Below are 14,447 nucleotides of genomic sequence, written 5' to 3'. Positions count from 1 at the left end.
GTATTAAAATAGATTAACAGCTTTTTGGGTATTTTAGATGATGCAGTTCGATGAGCCCTCCCTTGGGCGTGTCATTCTTCACGGTGACGCAGTTCTAGCTCTTTCTGACTACGCAAAATATTTCAAAATCGATGCGGTTTCATTTAATGGGGATTTGGCCCAGCTTACGGATTGCCAGACCCGTCATGTGGTTGATTATCCCTCGAACGACGCGGTCGCGATTGTTACTGATGATACAGCCGATGCGGCGTTACAGAACTGGCTGAACGTCGAGAAAGTTACGATACCTGTTGTTGGGCACGGTCCGAAGACCCCTGAGCTTCTTGCGGATTTAAGTAAAAAATTGCGCGGCGCGGCGCGGTTGAACGCCGATCTCATGCGGCGTTTGGCAGAATTGCGCGCGGTGCACGAAGAAGTCCAGAATAACTACAATTCCCTGCGGAATTTCGTGTGCGATAACGGCCTGATGCCGCCGGCGCTGGGCTTCGTGAATCTGCCCGATGCGGACGGGGGTGTCACTTTGCCGTCGGACGTGCAGAGCGTAATGCAGCCGTTTCCTGTGGATTTCCGGTCAATGTGTGGCTTCGCTCTATTCCTGTCTGCGCCGGTTCCGTTGTTCTCCAAGGGCACGCTTCATGTTGAATTGCTCGCGGCCGAAGATGAAGATGTCGTCCTTACTTGGCACGTAGATTATCAAAAATTGACCCAAGGTTGGGTAACCTTCGCTTTTGAGCAGTCTGAACGGTTCTGGCCTACCACGCCACAGCTACAATTGCGTTTTGAAACTGCTGTCGAACCGCCGCCATTATTCAGCCTCGCCCCTTTGCAACTACGTACAGACAAGTCTGCTACGATCAACGACAAGCAGGCAATGCGATCGCTGGCCTTCAAGACATGGAAGTCGATCCCTGGTGCGCCCCTGTCCGTGACCAGCCAGATGTGGCCGACCATTCGCGTCGATCAGAAATGTGTAACTCAAATCGAACTCTCCGTGAACGGGGAGTGGGACGTGAAAAAGGTTCCGGGTCAGCAGGAAAGCTGTGGCTTTGAGCTTGTGACTTTGTTGCCCGACCAGGGGCGGCTGCAGGTGCATCCACTTGAAAATCTCATTGCGGTAGCGGTTGTACAGGCCGGTGTGCCGGTAGGCACGGATACCATCCTTGCTGAAGTGGAGACCGCTAACGACCAAGCTAGTATTATAGAATACGCTGTTGCCGTTCTGCCACCTGCGGATTTCCTTGCTATCGGAACAGATGGTAGCTTGCCGCCAAGTGCTTTAATTTCGGACTGGACGCGTCTACCGCCCTTAACCCGCGGCTTTGTAAGGCTTGATCTGCCCAACGAAACCTACGAAAAGATGGACCTCCTGCTGCTGACACGCTTGCCGGAAGAAGGCAATTCTTCCTTTGGTTGGGCTCAATTCCTTAAGCTGACATTTAAGGGGCAGTTTTATTGATGTCGGCCGTTACCATAGAGTTTTCGCAGCCCTTGGCCGTACGGGGTGAGGCGGCCCGGCGCCCGCGTTTGGCCTTGGTGATTCCGATTTTCAAGCACTCCGTGCTGGTGAGCGAGGCGATCAACGCGGCGATTCGTGAGGCAGAGCGCAGTAACGGTGTCATTATTCTCGTGAATGATGGCTGCCCCTACCCAGAGACCGACGAAACCTGCCTGACATTTTCAATGAGCCGGCCGGATATTGTTGATTACATCAAGACACCAAACGGAGGATTGTCGGCTGCGCGCAACCGGGGAATCCGTTTCGCCTTCGCGCGCTACCCGTCGATCGAGGCGATTTACCTGCTGGACGCTGATAACCGCCTGGGGGCGGGAGCCATGCGCAGGGCTTTGGCCAAGATGGATGAAACGGGTGCCGACTGGGTTTACCCGAATATCGATAAATTTGGTCTCGAACATAATGTCGATTTCTCCGCCCCCTACAATCCCTTGCAACATCTGTTTCAGAATATATGCGAGGCAGGCAGCTTAGTGCATCGCCGTGTGTTCGACGCTGGGGTGTTTTTCGACGAGACCATGCGCCAAGGTTATGAGGATTGGGAGTTCTGGCTGCAAGGGTTGGAAGCGGGTTTCCGTGGGGCGCCTTGTGCGGATTTCGGGCTGCAATATCGGGCCCGGCGTGAAAGCATGGTGCGTAATTCTGATCGCGATGGCGAAGCGATCATTGCGCAAATGCGGAAAAAGCATAAGAAATTATTTTCGCCCCGCGCCTTGCTGGGAGAGGAGCATAGGTTGGCACCGCGCTACTGCGTTGTGGATAGTGCCAAGCGCCGTTTTGCGTTTACCAGCATTGCTGGGCAGGCAAGCAATGCCGGCGACGTGGTGGACCTGGATACGCATTTTTGGGGCAATCATCACTATCCCGCGCATTATCATTTTCCGAACTTTGTTGTGTTCATCGACCAGCGAATTCTACAGGAATTGCTGCGTCTGAAGCTGGCCGACGCGATCTTCTGGCAGATTGAGGACGCGTTGGAGCAGCACGGGATTCTGATTGCAACATTGGAAAGCCTTGCCGATGGGATATCCCTCTCGCCGGCTTCGCCGGAGCAGTATGAAGACGTTATCGGCTCTGGTGTGCATATTCTGGCGATCCAGAAAAACTTGCTCACTGCTTGCGTGCTAGACCCCTATACGTCCTGGATCGAGACCATTCGCAGCAACGCGCCGGAGCCCAACGCCGCTGCGCTTCGCCTGGCAGCGCCGTTCCAATCCTCAATTCTGAAACGCCATGGCGTTGCATTGCAGGTAGAGTTCTTCTTCCAGTTTTTTCATCAACTCCGCAATTCTCCACATCATCGCGACCAACAACCAAGTTGGGAATGGCGCGTGAATGACGGCGTCATCGTAAGTACCGATCTGTACCAAAGGGTGCGCAACTATCTCGGCGGTTTTGCCCCCATTGCCAGGGTTTCGCATAGCCAGCAGAAAGAGATCGCTTTTCTGCTGCCGATTGTGAGTTTTGGTGGTGTGGAGCAGGTGGGTATCGCTGTGGCGGCCCGTTTCAAGGCCGCGGGCTGGCGCACACGTTTGGTGGTGACCGAACGCAATGAGGTAAGAGCTCCGGCACGGCTGCTTGATGTTTTCGATACGATTACATTCCTCAACGATGCGTCTTACGCGGGGTGGGTGCCGACGCATCTGAAATATTTCGGACAGGATCTGTACACTTGGCCGATCTGGGGAAACCATGGGCGCCTGAGTGGGCTGCTGACCGGCTGTGATGCGGTCATGATCCTGCAGGCCAATCATGGCTATGAGGTGATGGGCTGGCTGCGCCGCCAGGGAGCGGTTATCATCAACTCGCTGCATCTACTGGACCGTGACTCGTTCAACACGCCCATCGGGCACCCCTACGTTACACTGGCCTACGAACACGCGTTCGATATCGTCTGTGCGCCGGCGCGTACATTGTTGGATTTTTGCTCCGCTGCGGGGATGCCGCAGGAAAAGCTGGTTTACCTGGCCAACGCCCCGAGCTTCACGGTTTCTGACAATTTTCGTGCCTTACGCGCGGAACAGCTTGACGCGATGAGCCTACCCACGGCGCCGCCACGCAAGCTCAGAGTGCTTTATCTTGGCCGGCGGGATCGGCAGAAAGGCGGGGAGCGGCTGACGGCGTTGGTGGATTGCGCGCGGGCGTCAGATTTGCCCATCGAATGGCGCTTCGTTGGCGGTCAGGTCGTGGATGACGGGCAGGGGCGTGAGGAGGGACTGATCTTTGAGCCGCCTGTATTCGACCGCGCGGCCATCATGGAGCGGTTGGTTTGGGCGGATGTTGTCATCCTGCTGTCACGCTGGGAGGGCTCGCCGCTTATCATTCTCGAGGCGCAGAGCCTCGGCGCCATCCCGATTGCCACCGACACCGGGGGGTGTGCGAGATGATCGATGACGGAAAAGATGGCTATATCATTCCCAACTCTGGGTTGAACGAGGTGGTTGCGACAAGTCTATCAAGGTTGACCCGGCTTGCAGATAGCCCGGTTCTGCGCGCTAAAATAGGGATAAACGCGCTCGCTCGGGCAAGTAATTTGACTTGGGAAAATACCGCCGCGGGGTTACTGGAGAAGGTAGAAAGAATTATCGAAAAACAAGCGGCTTGATATAGCTCGCCGGACTAGCCGTCGCAATCACCGTCAGGTAGAGTTAAGAATGTATAAGCAGCTTGCTGTTTTTAGAACGAGGTTGGAGTGACTGATTTGTGCGTTGCCTCTGATATTTGGACTGACTTTTTCCTGCGCCGTAGCGTCGTTGAGTTTAGACAGGATTGGTCCGAAGAGCTGTTTTGGCTGGCCCAGCTCGAAGAAAATTATCAGTTTATTAGGGTTGATTCGGATAAGTCATTAGATCTCGGCTATTTGGGACTAAATGAAAAATTTCTTCAAATAGCAAGCGAGGGCGAAGCAGCAATAGCGCTTGCGTCGCTAGGTCTTGATGCTTTGCCGGTCGGTGAAACCTCCTGTCGTACCTTATCAATTTCTAAAGCGATCGAGGCAGGTAAGCATCGACTTTTAAGCCCATTTTCAGGTGATTTAACAGATGCAGATAATTCGCTTGGTCAAGAGTGGTATTTCCATAAATACGGAAATAGGTTTTGTCTTGCATCCCAAATGTCAGCTACTATGGTTTCGCTTTTTGTAGAGACAGTCTGGGTTTTTCCTGAATCAAAAACGGTTCTTTATGTGTGGAGTGGTTTAGAAGAAGATGCAATCAAGCGTGTAATCGCTAAATGGTTTGTCATTTGGGCTAGGCATTTAGTTAAACTCGATAGTTATTTGTACCCATCAGAAACTAACGGCTGTAGGCAGATTGCTGTCACAGACTTTTGGTGCCCGCACATGTCCCATAATCTTTGGAACATACAGACGGCGTGGTCCAATTTATTTCAACGCTGTGATGCAGATAAAATTAAAAAGTTTTTGGTTTTTTCAGGACAAAATTTTTTTGGTTCTCTATATGACCTCTACCCAGAGTTTGTGAAAAACAAAAGCGACGTGATCGAAATCCATAATGAAGAGCAGATGTTTCTTGAAATGCTTGATTATAATTTGTTGCTCTTCACTGTAAAAGACGAAGTTTTTACTAGAGAGTTCGCCAATCGAATTTTAGCTTATTCCAAGAAAAATTGCGATGATGAGTTTTTGCGGTTAGTAGATGATCTAAAAAGCGAAGCAGAGCCATTAATTGTTACAACGATACGACTTGACAACCGCGAGTGGCTTGAGCAGGAGGATGGGCTTCCCAAATTATTCTGTGCTATTCATGCCGCCTATCCTAATGCCGCATTTATAATTGACGGTCTTAGCAGCGACACTGCTAAGGGGTGGACGACGGGCTGGATGTCTTTGGATGCCGAGCTTCGAATGGCCAATTCTATTAAGGCTGCGGTTCCTGAAAATGTTAGAGTAGAATTTTCGGTCGGGCGGACTTTTTTCGAAAGCATTGTCCTCAACGACGCGGCGCAACTTTTTGTCGCCCCCTCGGGCTCCGGGATGGCTTTATATAAATGGCTCTCAAATATGCCTGGGTTGGCTTTTTCAAATCTCTCGGTTTTAGGAAAAGAAAGCACTCATAGCTGGCCCTTGAAAGTTTGGCATAATAAGAATTTTCGTGCTGATATCACTCCGACTATCCATCTCGATGAACGTTTCGTAGTGGATGAGCCTTCCGAGCGGCACCATGTAACCCGAAATAATTTTCATTTGAATTGGGAGCACTTAGTCAAGCCAACTCTCGAGCTGATTAAGGAAGTTGTGAATAATAAGGAACAATAATTTTGAAACGAGTGGTGATTTTTTTGCTTACGCCATTATAGATTTAAGAGTTACGGGGTTTTAGTTTGTTTTAAAAAGGAACATTTCTGTGTTTGATGAATATGTATCGCTTGGGAACCGCTGCGAAGTAGCTTTCCAGTTTCGTAGAATACTAGGCCGTGATTCATCGAGCTTCTTCAGTTGGAATGTAACCTCATTAAAATCGCTCAATCATCTTTTGGGGACACGGTTTGAAGGTTTGTTTCAGCTCGAAAATCTTGAGCCGAACGAGTGGCTTGTGCACGAAACCCGCGGTGACTTTTATTTCCATCTGCAAGGAGAGGGGCGGAAGTCCGCAACTCATCCTGCCTTCCCCGATGATGTCGCAAGACATCGGGAAAAAGCTGCTTATTTGATCGAAAAGTTTTATAAAGATGCGGCGAGTGGTAAAAAGATCGCCTATTTTTATCGGAATGAGGACGATGGCGATATTCGTGATGCGGTTACACGCGTGCGGGATTTTCTTGCGGAGGCTCATGGCGAGTTGAACTTTGCGCTGGTGGTGATTCAGGATGAAAGCCGCATGGAGCCTGATTGGGGCATAGATGGTGTATATAACCGCTATATGCGTCGATTAGCGAAATATGATGATCAGGGTGATGGGCATCTGCAAAGCTGGGACGCGGTGTTTCGCGAATTTCCGCATAAGGAGGAACTGCGCTTTTGTAACTGGGTGTAGAACTGATCTTGGTCCGGTTCTCATCCAGCTCTTAAGGGCTTAGAGGGAATCTGTAGAAATGAACTGATGGGGTGGATGTCCCCTACCTGAGTTGTATGGTGCTGCCTATCTGGTGCCATGGTGACACCTTGGAAGGAGGGAATATGCCGGATGTTCATGTCTTGGCGATTGACCTTGCCAAAAGAAGTTTCCAGATCTGTGCTGTGGATCGGGGCGGGACGGTTCTATTCAACCGAGCGGTATCGCGCACAAAGCTGGAGCAGATGCTGACAGGGCAGCCCCCGTGCTTTGTGGCGATGGAAGCCTGCGCTACCAGCCATTATTGGGGGCGAGTTACACAACCTGTGGCCATTAGGTACCGCTGCTGCGGCCGATCTATGTGAAGCCGTTTGTCAAACGCCAGAAAAATGACGCCGCCGACGCGGCGTCGATCGCCGAGGCCGCGTTGCGCCCGAACATACACTACGTGGCGGTGAAGGGCACTGAGCACCAAGCGCGGGCGATGGCGTTCCGGAGCCACCAGTTACTTTTCAAAAAGAAATTTCGCCATTAGTTAGTACTTTTAAACTGTTCTTCGTTTGATCGCTTAAAGGTTTGCTTGAAGGCTTAAAGAAATCAGTTTTGAGCCACCCCTCATGAGGACGAAGCCCAAGAGCTTCAGGTGAGGATGTAAAATAGTGAGTAAGGTCAGTCGGGATTTCATCGCTTGAACTGAAGTTTTGTTCGATGAATTTTTTGTCGAAAAAAAGTTCTGTGGGAGAATTATTCCGGAAATATCCACACGCGATAAAATGCGCTCTTGGATCAATACTTTCTTCACCGGGGAGCAGGTAATTGGCTCTATACCATTCTTCATCCACATGAATGCGTGCCAAAAGCGGCAACAAGTACGCAGCCAATTTTGGACGACCAATTTCAATTACCCCTTTTTTTTCATGCGTATCTGAGAACCAGCCAAAAAGCGGTTTTAAAAGCCGCGATAAGAAGTATTCCGGCAAATGGAGAGTTTCTGTTGTTTTGTCCCAGTACAGATTGTTTTGCTGAACTAAGTCGAAAAACCGACCGAGAGGAAAGCGCTTGTTTAGAACGCCTAATTTAGCTACGGACAGCGAAAAGTTAAAAACGAAATCATTTGAAAGCGCTCTTCGTTCTTGCCGTTGTCGAGTAACATGCTGTTTGTAGGTAGTAGTATCCATCATTCTAGCCTCTTCAACAGCTTTTAAAAGCGTCGAGTCGTTGTCGTATGCTATACCTTGTAACGGATAAAGATCGAACAATTCTTTGTGCGCAATAAATGGAATTGATTGGCTTATCCCTGCGGTAATAGAACTCGTTAACGCCGACTCGAAGTAGCGTGGAAACCGTTGCGGATCGATAAGTGGCAGGATGAAGTGCCCTGTGGCTAATTCTCGATAAAACGCGACTTCTGGTAGGTTGAAGCAAAAAGATACTTTTCCAGACTCGATGAGGTCGCCTGAGATCAGTTCAGATGCATCTCCAGAGTAAGAGCCAACAATTTTAATGACGATTCCGTCGTTTAGACGTGCAATTTTTTCGAGTAGGCCATATGATCTAACGGGCCAAACATTTCCTTGAACGACCAGAACCACCTCGCCAGCGACTTTCTGAGGACGAAGGTGAGACAGATCAAGTCCTATGTCTGCCGTTACACCTGAAGGGTAGCCGTGAGGGTGCAGATAAAAATGATCGAAAGGAATGTTGGCGGTTTTGTCGTGCGTAACAGCGACCACCGGCCTTGACCAAATAATCTGCCAGATAAACGATGGTAGATTATCCCAGGGGTGGTCTGGCGTTAAAAAAACCGCGGCGTCATATTCAAGATTGCTTTGATAAAGGGATATCCCTAAGATATCGACGAGATCTTTTCTCTCTCGAATGTGCAACGAGTTTGACCACAGGTGGACATCAAAGTTATCTTTCAGCTGTGCCACAAAGCTCAGTGCTACCTCGAAGTGTCCCTCAGTATGGTGAATAAGGAGCAGACGCCGCCTACGAGTGAACGAGTATTGATCAACCATTGAGTTCCATGCCGATTTGGCTTTTAATGATAGCCATAGCCTTTTAAGGGCCGGTGTGTTGTATGTGAAGTTCGTTTTTACGGGGTAAGATAGATTTATTAATCTCGTGAAGCGGTTGCGCAGGGCAAAACTGTGACCTAATGTCCTGATTTTCTGGTTTGATCGAATTGCGTACTCCATTCATCTTTGCTCTTTATCATTTTTTTGAGATTTGTTTTGGAATGTGCTCCGATGAGTGTTACTAATTGTGCAGCTGTACCGGCGTTTTGCAAAAAGGTGTCTACAATGACGCCTGTAATTTTGTGTGGCGGGTCGGGCACACGGCTTTGGCCGGTCTCACGCAAGAGCTTTCCCAAGCAATTCTGGCCGCTGATCTCCGAAACACCGATGCTTGCCGAAACTGCTCTCCGTGCAGCAGGTTCCGGCTTCACCACGCCAATCGTGGTCGCCAACCAGGAACACCGCTTTATCGTCGCCGAGCAGCTACGCGATGCCGGGGTAAAAGCCCCGCGCATCGTGCTGGAGCCGGTGGGCCGCAATTCTGCGCCGGCCATCGCTGCCGCCGCCTTGCTCGCCGCCGAGTCCGACCCGCATGCCGTGCTCTGGATCATGGCCGCCGATGCGGCGATCCAAGATGTCCCGGCCCTGCATGAAGCCCTGGCGAAAGCCGCCGCCGCCGCGCGCGCCGGCCATATCGTCACCTTCGGCATGCAGCCGACAGCACCCGAAACCGGCTATGGCTACATCGCCCAGGGCGAGGCGCTGCCCGGCCTGCCCGGTGTGCACCAGCTCGCCCGCTTCGTGGAAAAGCCGGACCTCGCCACCGCCGAGACCATGCTCGCCCAAGGCGGCTATCTCTGGAATTCCGGCATGTTCGTCTTCCGCGCGGACATCATGATCGAGGAGCTGCAAGCCCTCGCCCCCGAGGTGCTGGCCGCCGCCCGCGCCGCCATTACCGGGCGGCATACGGATCTGGATTTCATTCGTCTGGACGAAGAAGCCTTCGCCAAGGCGCCGGACATCTCCATCGACTACGCCATCGCTGAGAAAACCCACAAAGCCGCCGTGGTCCCGGCCTCGCTCGGCTGGTCGGATGTCGGCTCCTGGTCGGCCCTGGCTGAGATCGCGCCCAAGGACGGCTCAGGCAATTTCGCCGAGGGCGATGTGGTGCTGGAAGCGGCCGAGAATTGTTATGCCCGCTCCGAGGGCATGCTGACCGCGCTCTTGGGGGTGAAAGACCTGGTCGTCGTCACCACCCAGGATGCGGTGCTGGTGGCGCATAAATCCGAGGCGCAGAGCGTCAAGAAAATCGTCGACAAGCTCAAGGCCCAGAAGCGGCCGGAGGCGGAGGCGCAATATCGCAGCTACCGGCCCTGGGGCTTCTATGAAAGCCTGATCCAGGGCGAGCGCTTCCAAGTGAAGCGCATCGTCGTCTGGCCGGGCCGCCGGCTTTCGCTGCAGAAACATTTCCACCGCGCCGAGCATTGGGTGGTGGTCGCCGGCTCCGCTCTGGTCACGCGCGATGACGAGCAACTGCTGATCCGCGAGAATGAGAGCATCTATCTGCCGCTCGGCTGCGTGCACCGGCTGGATAATCCCGGCCGCATTCCGCTCACGTTGATCGAGGTGCAGTCCGGGTCGTATCTCGGTGAGGACGATATCGTCCGTCTGGAAGATAATTATGGGCGGAGCTGAAGCGCTCCGCATTTTTCATCTACTAGGGAAGGCATTGTCCGAGTAGCCTTGACCGCGCTCGGCAGTACCTCGCGTTCCCCGCCCACGCGGGATGAACTGCAGTGATAGATCCAGTTAAGCTCTATAATCCGCACATATGTCCTTGGTTTATTCGGGTTTTAGGTCCGAACGCATTGTGGAGCGATCAGGTTTAGCGTATTCCTAGAAAAATTTTCATAATGAATTCAAAGCCTTCCAGTTATCACATTCATGGCGAATGGCACGCCACAATTTCCAAGACATTGATATTGCTAGATATTTTGGGTGTCGTCCCCCGTTTGTGACACACGCTTGTGCCACCTGGGGACGACAGAAATGGCGTTGTGTTCCTACGTCGAAAGACGTCGAGAAAGGTATTATTTCCGGCTGCGCGTGCCGCCTCTGGCGGGGGCTGTTTTGGGCCGGGAGCATGTGGTCGCCTCGCTGCTGACCCGCGATGCCGCGCAGGCGAAGCTGCGCGCTGCAAAAATATATTTGGTGGTTTCACCGTTTCTCCACATGCTGTGTCTCAGGATGAGAGACACACTGCACAGTCTGGGGATGCCGCCCACGGGAGCCGATGCTCTCGCGGATGCGGCGTTTCGCCTGGGGTGTGACTATCATGCGCGTCTGGATCAGCTGCGCCTCCAACATGAAAAGGAGATGGCGGCGCTGCAGGCGCAATATCAGGCCGAGCTGCGCGCGCTGACCGGCGGGGTGCAGAAAGGTTGGCGGACCGGGGTGGCCTTTCAGGAGGCTGAGCCAATGACTCCTTATAATGAGATGGAGGTACCGCGATTTGTGGCAAACCCGGGGAGCTTCATGACGTCAGTGCGGGCCGAAACCGTGGCTGATCATGTGCCTCCAGCGCCTGAGGTGGAGGTTTCGCCACCCTGGCATAGCCTCACGGATGAATTTCTGGCTGACAAGCCTGGGCTCACCGACAAGACGGTCTGGAGTTATAATCATGCGTTTGACCACTGGCGTAGGCTGATAGGCGACAAGCCCATTGCCGAAATCCGGCGCGGCGACCTGAAGCTTTTTGCCGATCATTTACGAGATATGGATAGCGGGCGCGGCGGTAAGCTGAGCCATGCCAGTATCGTGCGGATGCTGAATCACGTGAAGATTTTCATGAGCTGGGCGGTTGAGGCGGGGCATGTCGAGGATGACCGTTTTGGCGGGGTGAAAGGGCGCGATAAGACGCATGAGGAACGGATGGGTGTTGATAATCGGCGGGCGTTCACGGTTGACGAGTTGCGCCGGTTGTTCAGCAGCCCGCTGTTTATGGAGCGGACTTTAAGCCAGAGCGATGAGGCGGCAGCCTGGTTCCTGGCGCTAGCGGCTTTCACTGGTGCGCGGACCAAAGAAATTGCAACGGCACCGGCGAAGCTTGTCCAAGTTGGAGAGGTTTGGTGTTTGGATTTGCGCCAATCCGGCAAGAAAACGCGGGCTGCAGCGCGATTGGTACCGTTGATCCCGGAATTGATCCAGATGGGGATATTGGGATGGGCGAAGCGGCAGGCTGAAGCGGGGCGAGGGCTTTTGGAGCTTGCTGACAACCCGCGCTCGGGTGCGGCGTGGTCGAAATATTTGAATCGCTATATTGGGGAACACGTGCTGGAGAGCCCGGATCTGGTGCTTTACTCGCTCCGGCATAGTTTCAGGCAGATGCTGAGAGCCGCAAATGTTGGCGATGAGCTCGCGAACAAGGTTTTTGGCCATGAAGGGGGATCGGTCGGGGCTGGCTATGGCCGCGCGCTGTCGGAGCAGGAGGCGGTTTTGATGGTGACATCTGTGAAAGCGCCGTTTGATTTGAAGGGGAGGGCTATACGTGCCGACGATGCTCATTTGTCTGGTTAGCGTGTATCCAGCAGCCACAGGCGGCGGTCCAGCATCACCGCGATCGCCAGAAGCAGCAGCACGGCGAGGATGTAGAGGATACCGTCAGAATAATTGGCGAGATGGATAATATAGCCGAGGCTCACTTTGGTCTCTGGGGTGATGTGTTGAATCAGGCAAGAATTGGCGCGGTGGCGGCGGGGTCGGTGACGCTCTCGGCGCCGGTTTCCGCGTGGCCCGCCAAACGCCAGGCCGCAGTACCGGCGGTGATCCGTAGATCATACCAATGCTGGCTGGCGCTGAGATCCAAAACGGTCTCATGCACCGTACCGGCGGCCAAAGGCAGAGAGGTTGCCGGCGCGCCGTAGGCCATGTCGGTAAGGGTCAGCGTGGTATCCGCGCTGTGATTTTCGAGGCGCAGATGTAACTGCCCGGCCTTGGTGCGGGCCTGCAGATGCACGCCTGGCGCGCCGGGCGTGTAGGCGCGGTAGAAACCGTTCGGGCCGTGCAGGGTGATGCCGCCGAAGGCGGCGGGCAGGGCGGTCGTCATGGCGTGCCGCGCGCCGATGGTATAGCGCCGCGGCTTCTGGCCTGGCTGTGCCGGGTAGGCATAGAAGCACGCGCCGGCGCGGCCGGTATTTTCCATGATCAAGGTGAAGCCGCCGGCTTCTTCTTGAATATCGCAGGCCAGCTCGTAGGGCAAAGCGCGGGCCGGGCGGGTGCCGGGCTCTTGTCCGACGAGGGTGCCGAGCGTGGCAGGGGCTGCCGGCGCCGGGAGGGTTTTTACCTCCTCATCAGCTTTGGCGCGGAAGCCCGCCGTGTTGATCAGGCTGGCCGGCGCATGGTCGGGCTTGGTGAAATTGAAGGCGCTGGTAAGATCGCCGCAGACGGCGCGCCGCCACGGTGAGATGTTTGGCTCCGCCACGCCAAAGCGCGCCTCGATGAAGCGGATGACGGAGGTGTGGTCGAACACTTGGCTGTCAACATAGCCGCCTTTGCTCCAGGGCGAAATCACGAACATCGGCACGCGCGGCCCGAGCCCGTAGGGCAGATCGTCGCGCTCATAAAGCGGCTTGTGGGTGCGGTTCACCACCTGATGAATTTCGCCTTTGGTGCTCACCGTGCTCTCGCCCGGCAGCACCGGGGTAGGCGGTTGCGGCGGCACCATATGGTCGAAATAGCCGTCATTTTCATCGTACATCACCAGCAGCACGGTTTTCGCCCACACCGCCGGGTCGGCGGTCAGCGCGTCCAGCACTTCGGAAATGTAGGTGGCGCCGTAGGCCGGCATGTATTTAGGGTGCTCAGAGAAGGCGGCGGGCGGCATTAGCCAGGAGACCTGCGGCAGCTTGCTCGTGCGCGCATCCTCAGCGAACTGGTTGAGCGTGCGCACCGAATAGCCGCGCTCGCGCAAGGGGGAACCCTCAGGTGCGTCGATGAACTGCTTGAAATTCTGCAGCACGTTGAGGCCGTAATTACCGTTATAAGGATCCTTCCAATCCAGCCCCTGCTGATAAACCTGCCAGGAAATTCCCGCCTGCTGCAGCCGCTCCGGGTAGGTGGTCCAGGTAAAAGGCAGCAGCTTTGCGTCATCGACGATGTCGGTATTGTCCAGCAACGGGCCGCCGCCCCGGCCGGTAGGGTCGTTGGTGCCGGTCATCAGGAACATGCGGTTCGGGTGGGTCGGCCCTGGCACCGCACAGAAATAATGGTCGCAAACGGTAAAGGCGTCGGCCAGTTCGAAATGAAAAGGAATATCCTGGCGCGTGTAATGGCCCATCGTCATATCGGTTTTGTTCGCGGGCCAGGCATCCATCCGCCCGGCATTGATCGCCGCCTGGGTTTTGCCCCAGCTATGATCCAGCCATTGTACCGCCTGCGCGCCGCTGCGCGTGGTGTCCAGATGAAAGGGCAGCAGATCGCCGTTGCCATCCTCGCGCGGTTGAAACCAGACGGGCTTGCCATCTGCACGGCGCACAATGAAGCGGTCATTCTGGCCGCGCACGCCGCGCAGCGTGCCGAAATAATGATCGAAGGCGCGGTTTTCCTGCATCAGCACGACGATATGCTGCACATCTTGAATGCTGTGATGCGTGCGCGCCGCCGGGATTGCCAAGGCACGGCGAATCGATGCGGCGGAGAAGCCGGTCGCAGCCAAGGAGGATTTGAGTAGATCGCGGCGTTGCGGCATGAGGGCTCCCGAAGATAGCCGGCGCGCCATCTCACGAAATGCGGGTGCGGGGCTAGCCTTTCAGACGCGTCTTCATTGAGGTTTCACACCCCGAAAACGTGGCGGTGGTTAAGGCAGGCAGATTATCGGCTTCCTATACCACGGACGGAGGCATG

General features: G+C 54.3%; 10 protein-coding genes. 7 read left to right on the top strand and 3 right to left on the bottom strand.

The features are described 5' to 3' along the window. Positions 1 to 37: 37 nt before the first annotated feature. The 5 genes from ACZ46S_RS07585 (at position 38) to ACZ46S_RS07565 (ending at position 6,507) form a co-directional block, all read left to right on the top strand. The gene (locus ACZ46S_RS07585) at positions 38 to 1,456 is read left to right on the top strand and encodes a DUF6212 domain-containing protein (RefSeq protein WP_464063997.1); all 1,419 of its coding nucleotides are present in this window, start codon (positions 38 to 40) and stop codon (positions 1,454 to 1,456) included. Beyond that, complete coding sequence (locus ACZ46S_RS07580; protein ID WP_464063996.1) at positions 1,456 to 3,900, top strand: glycosyltransferase; 2,445 nt, start codon at positions 1,456 to 1,458, stop codon at positions 3,898 to 3,900. Before ACZ46S_RS07585 ends, ACZ46S_RS07580 begins: the two co-directional genes overlap by 1 nt. After that, positions 3,897 to 4,118 carry a hypothetical protein gene (locus ACZ46S_RS07575; RefSeq protein ID WP_464063995.1) on the top strand — a complete coding sequence of 74 codons (222 nt, stop codon included), beginning with the start codon at positions 3,897 to 3,899 and terminating at the stop codon, positions 4,116 to 4,118. Before ACZ46S_RS07580 ends, ACZ46S_RS07575 begins: the two co-directional genes overlap by 4 nt. An 87-nt stretch (positions 4,119 to 4,205) precedes the next feature. Beyond that, a complete protein-coding gene (locus ACZ46S_RS07570) occupies positions 4,206 to 5,789 on the top strand; it encodes a hypothetical protein (RefSeq protein WP_464063994.1) in 1,584 nt (527 codons plus the stop codon). Between the two features lie 88 nt (positions 5,790 to 5,877). After that, positions 5,878 to 6,507 (top strand): DUF1796 family putative cysteine peptidase, encoded by a 630-nt coding sequence (locus tag ACZ46S_RS07565; protein ID WP_464063993.1) that lies wholly within the window; start codon positions 5,878 to 5,880, stop codon positions 6,505 to 6,507. Positions 6,508 to 7,037: 530 nt separating this feature from the next. Here the strand turns inward: ACZ46S_RS07565 and ACZ46S_RS07560 are convergent. Then, positions 7,038 to 8,726, bottom strand: a complete 1,689-nt coding sequence (locus ACZ46S_RS07560; RefSeq protein WP_464063992.1) for a hypothetical protein — start codon at positions 8,724 to 8,726, stop codon at positions 7,038 to 7,040. A gap of 105 nt (positions 8,727 to 8,831) precedes the next feature. On the opposite strand from ACZ46S_RS07560, the gene ACZ46S_RS07555 reads away from it, so the two are divergent. Continuing rightward, the gene (locus ACZ46S_RS07555; protein WP_464063991.1) at positions 8,832 to 10,241 is read left to right on the top strand and encodes a mannose-1-phosphate guanylyltransferase/mannose-6-phosphate isomerase; all 1,410 of its coding nucleotides are present in this window, start codon (positions 8,832 to 8,834) and stop codon (positions 10,239 to 10,241) included. A 354-nt stretch (positions 10,242 to 10,595) separates the two neighbouring features. Then, the gene (locus tag ACZ46S_RS07550; RefSeq protein WP_464063990.1) at positions 10,596 to 12,122 is read left to right on the top strand and encodes a DUF6538 domain-containing protein; all 1,527 of its coding nucleotides are present in this window, start codon (positions 10,596 to 10,598) and stop codon (positions 12,120 to 12,122) included. Here ACZ46S_RS07550 and ACZ46S_RS07545 read toward each other — a convergent pair. Together ACZ46S_RS07545 and ACZ46S_RS07540 are read right to left on the bottom strand one after the other, a co-directional pair. Further along, the gene (locus tag ACZ46S_RS07545) at positions 12,119 to 12,247 is read right to left on the bottom strand and encodes a hypothetical protein (protein WP_464063989.1); all 129 of its coding nucleotides are present in this window, start codon (positions 12,245 to 12,247) and stop codon (positions 12,119 to 12,121) included. The two genes, ACZ46S_RS07550 and ACZ46S_RS07545, sit on opposite strands and share 4 nt — an antisense overlap. 26 nt (positions 12,248 to 12,273) lie before the next feature. Next, a complete protein-coding gene (locus ACZ46S_RS07540; protein ID WP_464063988.1) occupies positions 12,274 to 14,292 on the bottom strand; it encodes a phosphocholine-specific phospholipase C in 2,019 nt (672 codons plus the stop codon). Positions 14,293 to 14,447: the final 155 nt, after the last annotated feature.

It is taken from the genome of Acidocella aluminiidurans (assembly GCF_055383125.1).
The sequence above is the reverse complement of the archived record's forward strand: the minus strand, read 5'-3'. Positions and strand labels throughout refer to the sequence as shown.

Excerpts from the sequence above, each read along its gene's own strand:
- ACZ46S_RS07585 (WP_464063997.1), top strand. The coding sequence starts at position 38 with ATGATGCAGTTCGATGAGCCCTCCCTTGGGCGTGTCATTCTTCACGGT.
- ACZ46S_RS07580 (WP_464063996.1), top strand. The coding sequence starts at position 1,456 with ATGTCGGCCGTTACCATAGAGTTTTCGCAGCCCTTGGCCGTACGGGGT.
- ACZ46S_RS07575 (WP_464063995.1), top strand. The coding sequence starts at position 3,897 with ATGATCGATGACGGAAAAGATGGCTATATCATTCCCAACTCTGGGTTG.
- ACZ46S_RS07560 (WP_464063992.1), bottom strand. The coding sequence starts at position 8,726 with ATGGAGTACGCAATTCGATCAAACCAGAAAATCAGGACATTAGGTCAC.
- ACZ46S_RS07555 (WP_464063991.1), top strand. The coding sequence starts at position 8,832 with ATGACGCCTGTAATTTTGTGTGGCGGGTCGGGCACACGGCTTTGGCCG.
- ACZ46S_RS07550 (WP_464063990.1), top strand. The coding sequence starts at position 10,596 with ATGGCGTTGTGTTCCTACGTCGAAAGACGTCGAGAAAGGTATTATTTC.
- ACZ46S_RS07540 (WP_464063988.1), bottom strand. The coding sequence starts at position 14,292 with ATGCCGCAACGCCGCGATCTACTCAAATCCTCCTTGGCTGCGACCGGC.